Source organism: Flavobacterium sp. GW823-FHT04A11, from assembly GCF_058796535.1.
On record NZ_CM179503.1, the window covers coordinates 4,877,056 to 4,893,897 of the forward strand.

15 protein-coding genes are annotated in these 16,842 nt (G+C 34.5%); 7 read left to right on the plus strand and 8 right to left on the minus strand.

Features of this window, described 5'->3' with window-relative positions:
• Positions 1–86 precede the first annotated feature (86 nt).
• The 4 genes from AC3QL1_RS20800 to AC3QL1_RS20815 all read right to left on the minus strand — a co-directional run bounded on the left by AC3QL1_RS20800 (position 87) and on the right by AC3QL1_RS20815 (position 4,973).
• Positions 87–704: a hypothetical protein gene (locus tag AC3QL1_RS20800; RefSeq protein WP_492494040.1), complete on the minus strand. Its 618-nt coding sequence runs from the start codon at positions 702–704 to the stop codon at positions 87–89.
• Between the two features lie 184 nt (positions 705–888).
• The gene (locus AC3QL1_RS20805) at positions 889–2,748 is read right to left on the minus strand and encodes a M1 family metallopeptidase (RefSeq protein WP_492494041.1); all 1,860 of its coding nucleotides are present in this window, start codon (positions 2,746–2,748) and stop codon (positions 889–891) included.
• A 261-nt stretch (positions 2,749–3,009) separates the two neighbouring features.
• Complete coding sequence (locus AC3QL1_RS20810; protein WP_492494042.1) at positions 3,010–4,590, minus strand: NADP-dependent glyceraldehyde-3-phosphate dehydrogenase; 1,581 nt, start codon at positions 4,588–4,590, stop codon at positions 3,010–3,012.
• 71 nt (positions 4,591–4,661) lie between these two features.
• Complete coding sequence (locus AC3QL1_RS20815; RefSeq protein ID WP_140505265.1) at positions 4,662–4,973, minus strand: rhodanese-like domain-containing protein; 312 nt, start codon at positions 4,971–4,973, stop codon at positions 4,662–4,664.
• Positions 4,974–5,348: 375 nt separating this feature from the next.
• On the opposite strand from AC3QL1_RS20815, the gene AC3QL1_RS20820 reads away from it, so the two are divergent.
• Together AC3QL1_RS20820 and AC3QL1_RS20825 are read left to right on the plus strand one after the other, a co-directional pair.
• The gene (locus AC3QL1_RS20820; protein ID WP_492494043.1) at positions 5,349–5,990 is read left to right on the plus strand and encodes a Crp/Fnr family transcriptional regulator; all 642 of its coding nucleotides are present in this window, start codon (positions 5,349–5,351) and stop codon (positions 5,988–5,990) included.
• Positions 5,991–6,204: 214 nt separating this feature from the next.
• Positions 6,205–6,990: a sulfite exporter TauE/SafE family protein gene (locus tag AC3QL1_RS20825; RefSeq protein WP_492494044.1), complete on the plus strand. Its 786-nt coding sequence runs from the start codon at positions 6,205–6,207 to the stop codon at positions 6,988–6,990.
• A gap of 217 nt (positions 6,991–7,207) precedes the next feature.
• Here the strand turns inward: AC3QL1_RS20825 and AC3QL1_RS20830 are convergent, their stop codons facing one another.
• From AC3QL1_RS20830 to AC3QL1_RS20845, 4 genes are all read right to left on the minus strand, one after another.
• Entirely contained in the window at positions 7,208–7,939 is a 732-nt protein-coding gene (locus AC3QL1_RS20830; protein ID WP_492494045.1) for a hypothetical protein, read from the minus strand.
• A gap of 142 nt (positions 7,940–8,081) precedes the next feature.
• The gene (gene cydB, locus AC3QL1_RS20835) at positions 8,082–9,158 is read right to left on the minus strand and encodes a cytochrome d ubiquinol oxidase subunit II (protein ID WP_492494046.1); all 1,077 of its coding nucleotides are present in this window, start codon (positions 9,156–9,158) and stop codon (positions 8,082–8,084) included.
• Between the two features lie 2 nt (positions 9,159–9,160).
• Entirely contained in the window at positions 9,161–10,507 is a 1,347-nt protein-coding gene (locus tag AC3QL1_RS20840; protein WP_492494047.1) for a cytochrome ubiquinol oxidase subunit I, read from the minus strand.
• Between the two features lie 192 nt (positions 10,508–10,699).
• Positions 10,700–11,290, minus strand: a complete 591-nt coding sequence (locus AC3QL1_RS20845) for an HD domain-containing protein (protein WP_492494048.1) — start codon at positions 11,288–11,290, stop codon at positions 10,700–10,702.
• Positions 11,291–11,568: 278 nt separating this feature from the next.
• Here AC3QL1_RS20845 and AC3QL1_RS20850 point away from each other — a divergent pair, with 278 nt between their 5' ends.
• From AC3QL1_RS20850 to AC3QL1_RS20870, 5 genes are all read left to right on the plus strand, one after another.
• Positions 11,569–12,987 carry an MBL fold metallo-hydrolase gene (locus AC3QL1_RS20850; protein WP_492494049.1) on the plus strand — a complete coding sequence of 473 codons (1,419 nt, stop codon included), beginning with the start codon at positions 11,569–11,571 and terminating at the stop codon, positions 12,985–12,987.
• Positions 12,988–13,187: 200 nt separating this feature from the next.
• The gene (locus tag AC3QL1_RS20855) at positions 13,188–13,757 is read left to right on the plus strand and encodes a YeeE/YedE family protein (RefSeq protein WP_492494050.1); all 570 of its coding nucleotides are present in this window, start codon (positions 13,188–13,190) and stop codon (positions 13,755–13,757) included.
• A gap of 27 nt (positions 13,758–13,784) precedes the next feature.
• The gene (locus AC3QL1_RS20860) at positions 13,785–14,264 is read left to right on the plus strand and encodes a DUF6691 family protein (RefSeq protein WP_492494051.1); all 480 of its coding nucleotides are present in this window, start codon (positions 13,785–13,787) and stop codon (positions 14,262–14,264) included.
• Positions 14,265–14,574: 310 nt separating this feature from the next.
• Complete coding sequence (locus tag AC3QL1_RS20865) at positions 14,575–16,152, plus strand: glycerol-3-phosphate dehydrogenase/oxidase (protein ID WP_492494052.1); 1,578 nt, start codon at positions 14,575–14,577, stop codon at positions 16,150–16,152.
• 226 nt (positions 16,153–16,378) lie between these two features.
• Entirely contained in the window at positions 16,379–16,840 is a 462-nt protein-coding gene (locus AC3QL1_RS20870) for a MarR family winged helix-turn-helix transcriptional regulator (protein ID WP_492497593.1), read from the plus strand.
• The last annotated feature ends 2 nt before the right edge of the window (positions 16,841–16,842 follow it).

Consider the following 16,842-nt stretch of genomic DNA (forward strand, 5'->3'; position numbering starts at 1 on the left):
TAATTTTCAAAAAATAAAAACCGCAAGGATTTAACATCTTTGCGGCTTTATGGTAATTTTATAGTGTTTAAAAAAGGGTTTTAGTATTATACCTTCATATAAAAATACTGTTGATTTTCGTTTTCAATTTTCTCAACACCTTTTTCTGTTTGTTTCGCAATATTTATAACATTTAATACTTTTGCATTTTCATCAATATTACAGTTCCAGATGGTACCGTCAGAAAGAATAATCGCCGAAAATAATGAATCAGATTTATCTTTATTGTAATAAACTAATTCTTCTGTTTTTATGATTTTTTTCGAAAGCGTTTTTTTGTCCTGCTCATAGAAAATAATCTGGCTTTTCGTTATTTCAATAAACTTTTCAACCATAATATTCTTAGAATCATTATCTTCTTTAACAGCCCAAACTGGCTTATCTCCTGTCATTTTCCAGATTCCAATGGCTTTTTCCATTATATCTTTTCTTAAAATAGCTTTTAGTGTATCTACTTTTTTTATAGATTCCTGACCTAATTCATTTTCAGGACTAATTTTGGAGGCTACGGAAAATAAATCCAGGGCATTTTTAAAATCTGACTTTTTGTAATAAGAAACAGCTAATTCATATTTATTCTTTTGAAATTTAGCTTTTGCATCATTTTGAGCAAAGTTCTTTATGGTAAACAATAAAATAATTAGAACAAAGTATAGGTTTTTCATGAAATGTGGGGGCTTTATTTCTTGCAAACATACTTGTTAATTTTAGAATTATTTTGTGGTTTTCCGTATATTTTATAAAATACAAACAACAAAAACCACAAACAATTCACTATCAAAACATTAAAACAAACAAAACCGTTATCCTCAATTGAGAATAACGGTTTTCCTTGTAAATTTAATTTATTTATCTTACAGAAAAGCTATTATTATTTGGTGTAGCATCCATAAAAATACCGCCATCGATGATAACTTGTTTTATCGCTTTTTTACTTTTTAAGGCAACTAAAGCTGTTTTTTGATTGCTTTGCCAAATTGCCGGAGTTTGATGTAAAGTCTCTTTTGAATCATCAGCATAAACAATATTTACATCAAAAGGAATGGCAAAACCTCCAACGTTTTCAATTGAAACTGTATTTTTTTCTACTTTTTTAACTGAAAGGTCGATATAATTATTCGTGAAAAACCAGTTATTAAAAAACCAATTCAGATTTTTACCAGAAGCAGTATTCATAGAATTAAAATAATCCCACGGAATTGGGTGTTTTCCATTCCATGTATCCATATAATGATGCAACGATTTTTTGAATAAATCATCTCCCAATAAATCTTTTAAAGCGATGTAAGAAAGAGACGCTTTTCCGTATGAATTGTTTCCATAACCTGGGCCTGAAACCTGCGTTGACATTGAAATAATTGGCTGATCTTCTTCTGTTGAGGCATCTTTAATATAACCTTCAACTCTAAATTCTTTATAAAATTTGTCTGCCGCTTCTTTACCGTGTTCTGCAATTCCAATTAAATATTCAAAAGTGGTTGCCCATCCTTCATCCATAAAAGCATAACGCGTTTCATTAATTCCCATATAAAAAGGAAAATAAGTATGTGCTACTTCATGATCCTGAACTAATTGTGCAAAAACAGGGTCATTCATTTGAGAATCGTTACACATCATTGGATATTCCATGTCTGCAAAACCCTGAAAAGCCGTCATTTTAGAAAACGGATACGGAACTCCCGGCCAATTGTTCGAAAAGAAATCTAAAGCATATTGATTGTTTTTGATTGAATTGACAAAATCAGTCCCTTTTACATCATAAGCCGCCTGAACGCTCGCGCGACGGTTTGTTTTTTTGTCTACCACAACGCTGCTGGCATCCCATAAATAATGATCGCTTAAACCAAAACATACATCTGAAATATGCTTCGCTTCGAATTTCCAAACGTTCCAATCGTTTTGCTTGGTTACTGCACCGCTTTTCATTTCCTGTTCATTTGCAATATGCAAAATTTCATCTGTTACGTATGATTTTTTCAAACGTGCAGCAAATTCAGGCTGTAAAACCTCATCCGGATTTAATAAATCTCCGGTTCCGTAAACCACATAGTTTTTTGGTGCTTTTACAGAATAGGTATAGTCATTAAAATCATTGTAAAATTCCTGACGATCAGTGTGCGGCAATCTGTCCCATCTGTTGTAATCGTCAAAAACTGTAACACGGGGATAACTGTAAGCTACGAAGAAAGTAGTATTATCGATTTGTCCTTCTCTTCCACTTTCCTTAGATAGAGGATAATTCCAATCAATATTGATCGTCACTTTTGAATGTGGCGGAATTGCTTTTTTCAACTTAACGTTTCCAACAGTTCCCCAGCTTCTGGCATCTTCCTTATAAACTTCGCCAGCAATTTTTAAGGATGTAATAGTTAATCCGTCACTTAAAAAATCATCACTAACATTTCCGCTTCTTGGAGAAGATGGTTTATGAAGATTATTGACAAACCTGATTGGTAAGTTTTTTAAAGTGTCAGTACTATTATTTTCATATTCAATAGTTTCAGTTCCGCTAACAACTTTTGTATCAGCATTGACTGTTAAGGCAATATCATATTTTCCGTGGTTTTGCCAGTAATTTTTTCCTGGTTTCCCATCCATCGAGCGTGTTCCTTTTGCGTAAGCTTCTTTAATATTTCGCGGCATATAAAGTTCCTGCGCAAAATTGTTTTGTGCCAAAAACAAAAAGACGATTAGTATAAATTTTTCCATAAGTGGTTTTAAGAATTTTGTTTATTTAATAGTTGTTACAAATATTAGTTGTATTTTTTTGAATAAAGTTACAAAGTTTGGAATTTAATTTGCCACAAAGGCGCTAAGACCCAAAGATTTTTCAGTTTGTTATTGCCACCAAGATTGGAGATTATAAGATAAAAACCTTTGTGCCTTAGCACCTTCGTGGCAACTTCAAAAAAAACCGCCTAATTCCAAAAGAAAAAGACGGCATCTACAAATAATATATAACCCTGATTACTACAAAATATAATCGGTATTAATAAAATTCGATTCTTTGCTGTTCAGCAATTCCTGTAGAATTTCATTATTGTAAGCGATATCTTTTGAAGCAACAAACGTACGAATGGAGAACGAACGCAAGGCATCCGGAATACTTAAAGTTCCTACTGCAGAATCTTTACGTCCTGTAAACGGGAACGCATCAGGTCCTCTTTGGCAAGAACTGTTGAGGTTAACGCGGCAAACTAAATTCACTAAAGAATCAATAAGCGGCGCCAGCGTTTTAATATCTTTTCCGAACAAACTTACTTGCTGGCCGTAATTTGATTCGGCCATATCATCAAGAGGTTCATCAATATGTTTAAAAGAAATAATAGGCACCACAGGTCCAAATTGTTCTTCGTGGTATACTCTCATATTTTTATCTACAGGAAATAAAACAGCTGGAAAAATATAATTGTCTGTATGTTTTCCACCTTTTTCATTCAGGATTTTTGCTCCTTTCGAAGTCGCATCATCAATTAATCCCTGGATATAAGCCGGTTTATCTGTTTCCGGAAGCGGCGTTAATAAAGCACCTTTATCCCACGGATTTCCAAATACTAATTCATCCACTTTTTGAGAAAAACGTCTGTTGAATTCTTCCGCAATAGATTCGTGAACATATAAAACTTTCAACGCTGTACAACGCTGACCGTTAAATGATAAAGAACCTGCAATACATTCCTGAATCGCCAAATCCAGATCGGCATCCGGTAAAACGATCGCCGGGTTTTTAGCTTCTAAACCTAAAATCAAACGCAATCTGTTTTTGTTTGGATGCTGATCCTGCAAAGCAATTGCTGATTTACTGTTTCCAATTAATGCCAAAACATCAATTTTTCCCGATTTCATAATTGGAGATGCAATTTCGCGGCCTCTTCCGTACACAATATTAATTACACCTTTAGGAAAACTGCTTCTAAAAGCATGCAACAATGGCGAAATACATAAAACACCATGTTTTGCCGGTTTAAAAATTACGGCATTACCCATAATCAAAGCCGGAATCAACAAAGAGAAAGTTTCATTCAAAGGATAATTGTAAGGTCCAAGACACAACACAACACCAAGAGGTCCGCGACGAATCATGGCATTAACGCCCTGTACTTTCGAAAAGTAAGAACTGCGTCCGTTAAGTTCCTTATAACTGTCAATTGTATCCTGAATATATTCAACGGTTCTGTCAAATTCTTTTTGCGAATCGCCAAGGTTTTTTCCAATTTCCCACATCAAAAGTTTTACCACTTCTTCGCGGGTTTCCTTCATTTGTCGCACGAAATTTTCCATGCATTTAATTCGGTCAGCGACTTTCATCGTTGGCCACAAACCTTGTCCTTTATTGTAGGCTCCGTTTGCAGCTTCCACAACTTCTGCCGCTTCTTTTTCTCCCATAAACGGGATTGATCCTAATACTGTTGGCGAATATTTTTCTGTAGAAGAAATAGTCGAAAAAACGGGCGTTGTTTGACCTGTCCATTTTTTCAATTCTCCGTTTACAAGATAAGTATCTTGATTTGTAAGCGTTTTAATTTGATACTCTTCTGGTATTAAACTCATAATCTGGTAATTTTATAGTTTGGTTAATAGTATTTAAAGAAAAAAGAGGCTTTTAATGCCTCTTTTGTGTTTTATGGATTTACGGTTTCACCTTCCCAGTCCAGGATTCCGCCAAGCAAGTTATAGGCATTGTTTATACCTAACTCATTCATTACCTGACATGCTTTGGCACTTCTCGCTCCGGAACGGCAATACACATAGTAATTTTTATTTTTATCAAGTTCTTCGATTTCATAAATAAAACCCTGACCTTTATTGATATCAATATTTACGGCATTTTCGATATAACCGTCATTAAATTCGTCTTCAGTTCTTACGTCCAGTATAACTGCATTCTCGTCAGCAGCAAGCTGATTAACCCAATCTTCTTGTGATAAATTCATAATATGTGTTTTTTGTAAAATTACGACGTTTCTATTAATTAAAAACGTGCCAAATGCGATTTCGATTATTATTCTCAGAAAACGTTTTAGAGAAACTATTATAATCAGTGATTTACAAATTTACTTACTATTTTTAAAAATATAGTCTATAAAATCGATGGAAAATAGGATTTTTTCATTTGCATAAAATTCATCTCAAATCTAGTTTTATGACAATTAATACCATTTCAATCTAGTATCTTTACATCAAATTATATGTTTTAATCTTAATTTGATAAAAAATGTTCGTCGCGAATTTCACAAATGAACACGAATTAATTAATAAAAATTCGTGAATTCGTGGCGAAAAAAAGATTTATGTTTAAAAATAACTCCATGCAAAATTCATTTAAAAATATATTTCCTAATTTCTCCAGCGAACTTATTTCGACTATTGAAGAAAACGGAAGCCTTCAGGATTTTGAAGCCGGAACTATTTTAATGCGAACCGGACAATACATTAAAAATACCGTTTTGATTACCAAAGGAAAAATCAAAATTTACCGCGAAGGTGAAGATGGCGGCGAGTTTTTAATGTATTATTTACAACCCGGACAAGCCTGTGCTATTTCGATGATTTGTACTTCTAAAAGTGAGAAAAGTCAAATCATGGCAAAAGTAGTCGAAGATGTTTCGGTCATGATGATTCCGCTGCAAATGATGGATAAATGGATGATGGAACACAGATCGTGGTTTGAATTCGTAATCGAAACCTATCGAAGCCGTTTTGAAGAAGTCCTTGAAGTTGTTGATAACATCGCTTTTAGATCTATGGACGAACGTTTGGAATTTTATTTAAAAAGACATTCTGATGCCTGCGGTTGTTCTGAAGTAAAATTATCCCATCAGGAAATTGCAACCGAATTAAATACGTCTCGTGAAGTCGTTTCAAGATTACTCAAAAAAATGGAACAACGAGGTTTGGTTAAACTCAATCGAAACCAAATTGAATTATTGAATATGAATTTCACTAATTAACACTAAGTTTTTTTTCTACCATTAAGAGATTAAAAAAAATTACGCTGTTAGTCTTAAATTTCTTCCTACACACTAAAACACAAAGAAGCTAAACTTAACTATCTTAATATCTCAATCGTAAAATAATTTTCATGTTAGCAAATCACAGTCCTTGTGTGATAAATGTTACTGTAGATTTCTTTTTAACGAATCACCTTTGCATAAAACAATTGCAATGGAATATATCGGCTATTTTGCTTCAATTATTATCGGGATTTCGCTGGGCTTAATTGGCGGCGGCGGATCGATATTGACAATTCCTATTTTAGTGTATTTGTTTAAGGTAAATCCGGAACAAGCCACTTCTTATTCCTTATTTATTGTTGGATTAACAGCCATGTTTGGAAGTTACAGCCATTACAAAATGGGAAATCTAAAATTAAAGTCGGCCTTGTATTTTGCGATTCCTTCTGTGATTTCGATTTTGATTATTCGCGAAGTGATTTTTCCGCAAATTGCTTCTACGCTGTTTTCAATTGCTTCGTATTCTGTTTCAAAAGATTTTCTGATTATGATTATCTTTTCGATATTAATGATTACGGCAGCGATTTCGATGATTCGAAAAAACAAACCCGAAATAAAAGGCGACGAAACAAATTACATTCAATTGAGCATAATAGGTTTCATTGTCGGCATCATAACCGGATTTCTTGGCGCCGGCGGTGGATTTTTAATAATTCCTGCTTTGTTGTTTTTCGCTAATTTACCGATGAAACAAGCCGTTGGCACTTCTTTGTTAATCATCACGATCAATTCTTCCATAGGTTTTGGAGGCGATTTATATATCGGAACTCCCATAAATTATCCTTTTTTATTAAGCGTTTCGGTAATGGCACTTCTGGGAATGTCAATTGGAAGTCAGCTTTCTAAAAAAATCGACGGCACAAAACTGAAACCTATTTTTGGCTGGTTTGTTCTCGTAATGGGATTTTATATAATTACAAAAGAGGTTTTATTTTAGTTTCTCGCAGATTTTGCAGATAACGCAGATTTTTAAATATTTTGAATTTAGTTTCACTTGTGGACTAATCTTTGTCAAAGTTTAAAACTTTGACAAAGATGAAACTAAAAAATCCGTTTATTTTGATAAATAAGCGGATTTGTATTTTTTGGGCGTTTTCGCCGCGGCGAAAGGCTATCCGCTAAATTCTCAATTAACAAAAACTACGGTTTCCTAATCATATCCGTTTTGCATTATTAATTTTAACCATTACTGAATCCATGTCTCTTATCCAATTAATCAATTCAGGATCTATCCAGTTAATTATTTCAATAATTGAACTATAAATATCTTCAACATAATTAAAGTCAATATTATTTCCAGTAAAGCAAATTGGTTCGTTATGATTAATTCTATTTCTGAATTCCCTTATTTTATTTAATCTCTCACACACCTGAGTTCTGCCAATACCAGAAGGTAGATGACTGAAAATTTGTATTGGTCTACCGCGCAAAATTCTATAATGAGAGAGTTCAAATAAATTTGTCCAAAACCCTAAAGTTTGATCGGCAATTATTTTACCACTAGTTACAGGAATTCTAATTCTTCTAAATCTATTCTCTGATTTCTCAACAGATGTTTTTAAATAATCATTTGTTATTATTCTTCCCGTGCGATGATCTCTATATATCAATGAGGGATCAATCATAAATCCAGTTTTTTGATTAATTATCCAATCATGATCTGTAAAATATCCAGATAAAATTATATTTAGTTTATTTCTTAATATAACTTCTAAGATCCCCAAAATTGGGTGAAAGGATTGAGATATTTTTAAATTTGCCTTATATAGCTTAATTGATTTAGTTGTTCTGTTACCTGTAGCTATTTGATATCTTCCCAGTCGTGATGAAGAAAGATATAATTGAATTTTCTGAAACCGCATTTGTAAGAATAATATTATTTGCAAACATAGAAAAAAGTCCTTACATTTGCACTATGATACTTGATAAAGCCTCTTACCGTATGGTAACGTAATTAAGTTTAAGAAATGTAAAAAGAGCCACTAAATAGTGGCTCTTTTTTATTTACTTTAAAGAAAAAAAATACTTTTAATGTTCCCCATACCCAACATCATCCATTTTCCCGCTAAAAACACGATATTGAATAATAAAATAAATAATCACCAGAAACAGCGCAATAAAAAACCAACTCAAACCGGCGTTCAATCCGTATTCTCCGGCGGCGGTATTATAAATTGTTAAAGACGGATTTACCTTGTTTGTTGACGGCAAAACATTTGGAAAGATCGAAACTGCTGTTGAGGCAAATCCGCCCACTAAAAATAAAGATGAAAATACAAATCCGTGACCGTCTTTTTTGAAGGAACGCACTTTGAATAAACCTAAAATTCCAACAAAAGCCATTACTGGAAAAAACCAAAGAATTGGAGTTTCAATAAAATTATGAAACGGTTCCGGCTCAATAAAATGCCAGATTTGCAGCGAAATACAAACTAAAACCAATAAACCAATATTGAGTCTGAAAACTATTTCTTTTAGCTGAGGATTTAATGCCGAATTGGTTTTAAAAATAATCCAGTTGGCGCCGTGAATTGTTAAAGCGACAACACTCACAATTCCCAGAAAAAGTGTAAACCAATCTATAATTCCCAATTCGTTTGCCTGCGGGCTAAAAGTTGGATTCCACAAAGGCAAAAAGAAAAAATGTGGTTCCTGCGTTGAAACGCCATTTTGCACCATTCCAAGATTTACACCGCGAACAATATTTCCCAAAGCAATTCCGAAGAATAAAGCCAAAAGCAAACTTGCGATTCCGAAAGCTTTGTCCCAAATGGCTTCCCACATGGGATGATGTACTTGTCCGCGCATTTCTAAGCCAATGGCACGGAAAATCAAAAGCCATAAAATCATAATCAAAGGCAAATAAAATCCGCTGAAAGAAGAAGCATATAAAGTGGGGAAAGCAAAAAACAAAACACCGCCGGCAGCAATAAGCCAGACTTCATTCGCATCCCAAAAAGGACCAATTGAATTGGTGATCGCTTTTTTATCCTGTTCTGTTTTACCAAAAAACAAATGAATAATTCCTGCTCCAAAATCATAACCGTCTAATACAATATAAACGGCCAGAATTCCCATTAAAACTACGTACCAAAAAAATTCCATACTTATATTTTTTCTGTTGAAAGTTCCACGTGATGAGGTCCTTTATTGATAATTTTTCCAATCAAAAGCAAAAACAACATGCCCAGTAAAAGATACAATCCTATAAAACCCAATAAGGTAAACAAGGTGTTTCCGGACGAAACCGTTGGCGATGCGCCTTCGGCAGTTCGCAGTAAATTATAAACGAGCCACGGTTGTCTTCCCAATTCTGCCGTGTACCAGCCCGTTGTGTTTGCGATATACGGAAACGGCATCATGAACATCAGTGACCATAAAATCCATTTGGTTTGGTATAATTTTCCTCTTATTAATTGAAAAAGTGCCAAAACCATTAATCCAATAAAAAGCGTTCCGAGTCCGACCATAATATGATAGGCATAATACAATCCCGAGATATTGGTTGGATGCAGATCTTCTTCAAACTGGTCTAAACCTTTGATTTCCTGATCCCAATTTCCGTAAGTCAGGAAACTTAAAATATTTGGAACTGCGATTTTATTATCCAGTTTTTTATCTTTTACATCGGGCTGACCGATTAAAACAATTTCTGAACCTCTTTTTTCGGTATGAAAAATTCCTTCCATTCCGGCAAACGTTACAGGTTGGTATTTTACCACGTTTTTAGCCAGTAAATCTCCCGTTGGAACTGCCACAATGATGCTCGAAATCAGTCCGAAGATCACACCTGTTTTAAGAAATAATCTTCCAAAAGAAACATTCTTCTGACTCAAAATATAAAAAGCACCAATTCCGGCCACAACAAATGAACTCGTCACCAAAGAGGCAGCTTGATTGTGCAAATAAGAAGGCCACAACCACGGATTTGAAAATAAAGCTTTGAAATTCGTCAGCACAAATTTTCCGTTTTGGAGAATTTCATAACCAACAGGATTCTGCATCCACGAATGTGTTGCTATAATGAGATAACCACTTGCCCAGGAACCAATCATGATTAGTAATCCGGTGACAAAATGCCATTTATGTCCGAGGAGTTTTTCTCCAAATAAAAATATCCCAAGAAAAGAGGATTCTAAGAAAAACGAAAACATGCCTTCCATCGCTAATGTCTGACCGATAATTCCACCGGTTAATTCAGAGAATTTTGCCCAGTTCGTACCAAACTGAAACTCCATCGGGATTCCGGTTACTACACCCATTGCAAAATTCAGGGCAAAGATTTTCATCCAGAAATGCGTGGCGTGATTGTATTGTTCGTTTTTGGTTTTGAGGTATTTCCATTTAAAATAAACAATGATCAGCGAAAGACCCATTGTAAGTTGCGGAAAAAGATAGTGAAAGGTAATTGTGAAGGCGAATTGCATTCGGTCATAAAAAAGCATTTCTTCCATAGTGGTATTTTATTTATGAAGTCCCACAAATTTACCCATTAAAACCCGAAATTCCTGCCTTTAAAAAAAGTTTATCGACTGATATTTGTTAAACTTTTCAACAATTTAAAAAGTATAAAATTACACTTATGCTTTACAGCAACTTTGTCAAAGTTTGAAACTTTGACAAAGTTTTCGATTCTAAAAAATTAATCATTTTTTCAAAATTCCTTTTTCTACGCTTTCGTTGATTAAACCTTCTGCGTAATTCCATAACGTTTTGGAACCTTCTTTTATGACGCTCTTTTTCTCGTACACTTTATCATATTTTACATCAAATTCTTTCCAGGTTCCGCCGTTGTTTGATGTGTTTTGCAATAAAGGCTCTAATCTGTCCATCGACTTTGCGAATTTTGCCTCGTTTGTTTCTCCGGCTTCAAATTCTTCCCAAATGGCAATCATTTCTTCTGCCTGTTTGTTTGGAAGTAAACCAAAAATACGTTCAGTCGACAGTCTTTCTTCGTCAGTATTCGAATGATTTTTTTGTGAATCATAGATAAAAACATCTCCAGCGTCGATTTCTACAATATCATGTATCAGAACCATTTTTACAACTTTCAAAACATCAATTGGCTCATTTGAATGTTCTGCCAAAACAATCGCCATCAACGCCAAGTGCCAGCTGTGTTCTGCATCATTTTCGTTTCGGTCGCTATTAAACAGCTTCGTTTTTCGCTGAATGTATTTTAATTTATCAATCTCTTTTATAAAAGCAATTTGATTCAATAAATCTTCTGTGTTCATATTAATGGTTTTTTGTAGAGTTGTAAAATTACGGAGATTTTTTTTTTCACCATATAAGTAATATAAGTTCATTTTGTCTGATGCATATTACACGAAGCCTTAAATCTGTACTTGTATTTTAATATAATCGAGATTAAGTGGTACCTTAAATTTACTTATATCACTTATATGGTTAAATTCCATTTTTTACACAAAAATCAAATTTCTGTAACATTAGTCACCTATTTTAATGAAAATTCAGGTTACCTTTGTGTTCCCATATTTTTAGAATACATATCATGAAAATAGAACAAATCTACACCGGATGCCTTGCGCAAGGTGCTTATTATATTACTTCGAATGGCGAAGCGGCAATTATCGATCCGCTTAGAGAAATCCAGCCTTATCTGGATCGTTTAGAACGCGATCAGGTGAAATTGAAATATATTTTTGAAACCCATTTTCACGCTGATTTCGTTTCGGGTCATATCGATTTGAGTAAAGAAACTCAGGCGCCAATTGTTTACGGACCAAACGCAGCCTGCGAATTTGACTGCATTTCTGCAAAAGACGGACAGGAATTTAAAATTGGAAATATTACTATTAAAGCTTTGCATACTCCGGGACATACCATGGAAAGCACGACTTATTTATTGATTGACAAAAACGGAAAAGATCACGCGATTTTTTCTGGTGATACCTTATTTATTGGCGATGTTGGGCGTCCGGATTTAGCTCAAAAAGCGGCGGGAATGACTCAGGATCAATTGGCAGGAATTTTATTTCATTCTTTAAGAAATAAAATCATGACGCTTGCAGATGATGTAATCGTTTATCCTGCACATGGTGCGGGAAGTGCCTGTGGAAAAAACATGAGCAAAGAAACGGTTTCGACTATCGGGAATCAAAAAGCAAATAATTATGCGTTGCGCGCCAATATGACCGAAGCAGAATTTATCGCTGAAGTTACCGATGGTTTATTGCCTCCTCCAGCCTATTTCAGCATGAATGTAGCGATGAACAAAGGCGGTTACGAAAGTTTCGAATCGGTTTTGCATAACGGAATGAAAGCGATTAAAGTGGAAGAGTTTGAGGCTGTTGCCGAAGAAACCGGTGCTTTGATTTTAGATACCAGAAAAAGCGGAGATTTTTATAAAGGATTTATTCCGCAATCTATTAATATTGGAATCAACGGAGATTTTGCTCCATGGGTTGGAACCTTAGTTGCCGATGTAAAACAACCTATTATATTAGTTACAGAAGCTGGTCTTGAAGAAGAAACCGTAACGCGTTTAAGCCGTGTAGGTTTTGATTCCATCATCGGGCATCTGGAAGGCGGATTTGAGGCGTGGAAAAATGCAGGTTTCGAAATTGATACGGTTAACCGAATTTCAGCAGAGCAATTTGCATCTGAATTTAAAATCGAAGAAGATAAAATAATTGATATTCGTAAAGAAACAGAATACGAAGCAGAACATATTGAAGATGCTTACAGCAAACCTTTGGCTTATATTAATGACTGGGTAAAAGATATTAATCCAAATGAACATTTTTATTTGCATTGCGCAGGGGGTTATCGCAGTATGATTGCGGCATCTATTTTACAAGCGCGTGGTTTCAGAAATTTTACCGAAATTGATGGTGGTTTTGGAGCAATTGCAAAAACAAATATCCCAAAATCTGATTTCGTTTGCCAAAGCAAGGTTTTGAAAGCATAGTTTTTTTACCATTAAGATATTAAGTTTATTAAGTTACTTTATCTTAAATGTATTGAACATAAAATTTAACTATTAAGACATTAAGTCTATTAAGTAAGTGTCTTATTCTTTCTTTATTAAGTTTATTGAGTTGCTGCATCTTAATTCTCTTAATATCTTAATGGTAAAAGAAATAAAAAATCTAATTTTTAAAGAAAAAAATGAGTCTACTAGAAATTATAAAAGAACCTTGGCCTTGGTATGTTGCAGGTCCGTTGATTGGGTTGACTGTTCCTGTTTTGTTGATTATTGGAAATAAATCTTTCGGGATTAGTTCTTCATTGCGACATATTTGTGCGATGTGTATTCCGGCGAATATTTCGTTTTTTAAATACGACTGGAAAAAAGAAAGCTGGAATTTATTTTTCGTTTTCGGAATTTTCCTTGGCGGAATCATTGCGGCTTATTTTCTGGCAAATCCAAATCCGGTTGAAATAACGCCACAACTTTCAGCGCAATTGGCGACTTACGGCATCACGGATCATTCGGGATTATTGCCAAAAGAATTATTTTCATGGGAAAGTTTATTGACACTTCGAGGATTTATCATGATTATTGTTGGAGGATTTCTTGTTGGTTTTGGAACCCGTTATGCAGGCGGATGTACCAGCGGACATGCCATTATGGGAATTTCAAACTTGCAATGGCCTTCATTGGTAGCTACAATCTGTTTTATGATTGGCGGTTTTATTATGGCTAATTTGATTCTGCCTTATATTCTTTCACTTTAAGATATTCTTTCACTTAAAATTTCAAAAATGAACAATTTAGAAAATAAAAATACAAATACAGAAGGAATCAACGGAAGTCAATTGAAAGATTCGGCATTTTCAAACCTAAAATATTTAGTTGTTGGAATCTTCTTTGGAATTGTATTCGTTAAAGCAGAAATCATCAGTTGGTTTCGTATTCAGGAAATGTTTCAATTGCAATCTTTCTTTATGTATGGCGTAATTGGAAGCGCCGTTGTGGTTGGGATAATTTCTGTTCAGATTATTAAAAGATTCAATATCAAAACTATTCAGGGCGAGAAAATCGAAATTCAGCCTAAAGTTTTCAGTAAAGGACAAATTTACGGCGGATTATTATTTGGTTTTGGATGGGCAATTACAGGAGCATGCCCCGGACCTTTATTCGCTCAAATTGGAACCGGAGTTACCGTAATTGTGGTTACTTTGATAAGCGCCATTTTTGGAACCTGGGTTTATGGCTTGATCAAAGACAAACTGCCTCATTAAGATTTTACTATGCGGTTACAACATCAAACCCGACAGGTTTTAAAAACCTGTCGGGTTTCTCGTTTTGTGTAGTTCGCGTGAGGGATAGGAAGAAGCTACCGAAGTAGCCTGGATAGCCCGACAGCATGCCGATAAGAGGGCGTATATGCGCAAAGTATTTTTGCCCTCTTATCGGCATGGTGGCACGCCCTGCTATTAAAATTTATGTTTCTTAAAATTTGATTATAGACTATATCACCTAATTTCGTTTTGTTTCGTTATGTTTGTTATTGAAAATAAACGCCTGTAAAACAAATCCAAGTCATATTATATGAAACATTCAGAACAGTTATTAAGATTAAAAAACACTGAAAAGTGGGATGTTATTGTAATTGGCGGTGGAGCAAGCGGTTTGGGAACTGCACTTGATGCGGCAAGCAGAGGCTACAAAACAGTCTTGGTTGAAGCGGTAGATTTTGCAAAAGGAACTTCGAGCAGAAGTACAAAATTAGTTCACGGCGGTGTACGATATTTAGAACAGGGAGATTTGCATTTGGTTAAAGAAGCGTTGAAAGAAAGAGGTTTAATGGCGCAAAATGCAGGACATTTGGTCAAGAATCAATCGTTTGTAATTCCAAATTACAATTGGTGGGGCGGTTATTTTTATACGATCGGATTAAAGGTTTATGATTTATTGTCCGGACGTTTGAGTCTTGGTAGTTCAAAATATATTTCGAAGAAAAAAACAATCGAAATGCTGCCTAACGTTGAAGAAAATGGTTTGGTAAGCGGCGTTATTTATCACGATGGTCAATTTGATGATTCGCGACTGGCTATTAACCTTGCGCAGACGGCGATAGAAAAAGGTGCTTGTATTTTAAATTATTCTAAAGTTGTAAACTTATTAAAGGATAATAAAAATCAGGTTATTGGTGTTCAGGTTTCAGATCAGGAAACCGGCGAGAAATACGATGTAAAAGGATCTGCGATAATTAATGCGACAGGTGTTTTTACAAATGCTATAATGAAACTAAACGATACTGTTTATAAAAAATATATTGTTCCGAGTCAGGGAATTCATCTTGTCTTTGATAAATCTTTTTTGCCCGGAGATCACGCTTTGATGATTCCAAAAACAAGCGATGGACGAGTTTTGTTTGCGGTGCCATGGCATAACCGAATTGTCGTGGGAACAACTGATACTTTGATCAGAAAACAAAGTTTGGAACCTATTGCTTTAGAAAGTGAAATTGCATTTGTACTGGAAACGGCTCAGCATTTTTTGGCAAAAAAACCAACGAGAGCCGATGTTTTATCAGTTTTTGCAGGTTTAAGACCTTTGGCCGCTCCGGAGGAAGAAGGAAAAAACACTAAAGAAGTTTCGAGAAGTCATAAAATTATAGTTTCGGAAACGGGCTTGATTACTATCACAGGTGGAAAATGGACGACTTACAGAAAAATTGCCGAAGATATTATCAATAAAGTGATTAAGACAGGAAAGCTTCCTAAAAAAGAATGTGTTACAGAGCATCTTTCCATTCATGGAAATAAAATTACGACTACTTTAGACAGAGAGAATCATCTGTATATTTATGGATCTGACATTCAAAAAATAATAGAATTGCAGCAAAACAATCCTGAATTAAGAGAAAAGCTACATCCTGATCACGAGTTTACGATGGCAGAAATAGTGTGGGCTATTCGATACGAAATGGCGAGAACTATAGATGATATTTTAGCAAGACGTGTTCGTTTATTGTTTTTAGATGCCAGAGCTGCAATTCAATCTTCAGAAAAAGTAGCAAGATTACTGGCTAAGGAACTGGGACATAATGAAGCCTGGATTACTAAAGAGGTTTCAAATTTTAGGGAAATTTCTAAAGGATTTCTTTTGGCTGAATTTCGATAAAGCTTTTTTTATTAGTAAAGGTCTCCTCCTACTTCCTTTAAACAATCATTAAATATTAAAAATCAATATTTTAATTCAAAAATTTTATATTATTTTTACACTAGTTATATAGACTTTGTCAAGTTATAATTCGTGTCATTATTATTAACAAAAAATTAACATGACATTTGTATATACAACTATTAAAAGTTATACATTTGTATATACAAATTATACACTTACGACTATGACAATTGAAGAGGTTATAAAAAGTACAGTTAAGATGGATAATGCGAAAAAAGTTATCCTGAATATCATGTACACACAGAACGTGATTCAGGATCATTTTAACGAGTTGATAAAACCGTATGATTTATCCGGAGAGCAATATAATGTGTTGCGTATATTAAGAGGACAAAAAGGCAAACCTGCTAATATGTGTGTCATTCAGGAACGTATGCTGGCGAAAACCAGTAATACAACCCGATTAGTGGACAAATTATTGCTGAAGGATTTTGTTACCAGAAATGTCTGCGAAGGAAATCGACGCAAAATAGAGGTTTTGATTACGCAAAAAGGATTGGACGTTTTAAAAGAACTAGATCCAAAAGTAGATGAACACGAACGTATGTTTGCAGAGAATATAAGCCCTGAAGAATTAGAATTATTAAATAAATTATTAGAAAAATACCGAACCCAAGAAAATTAATA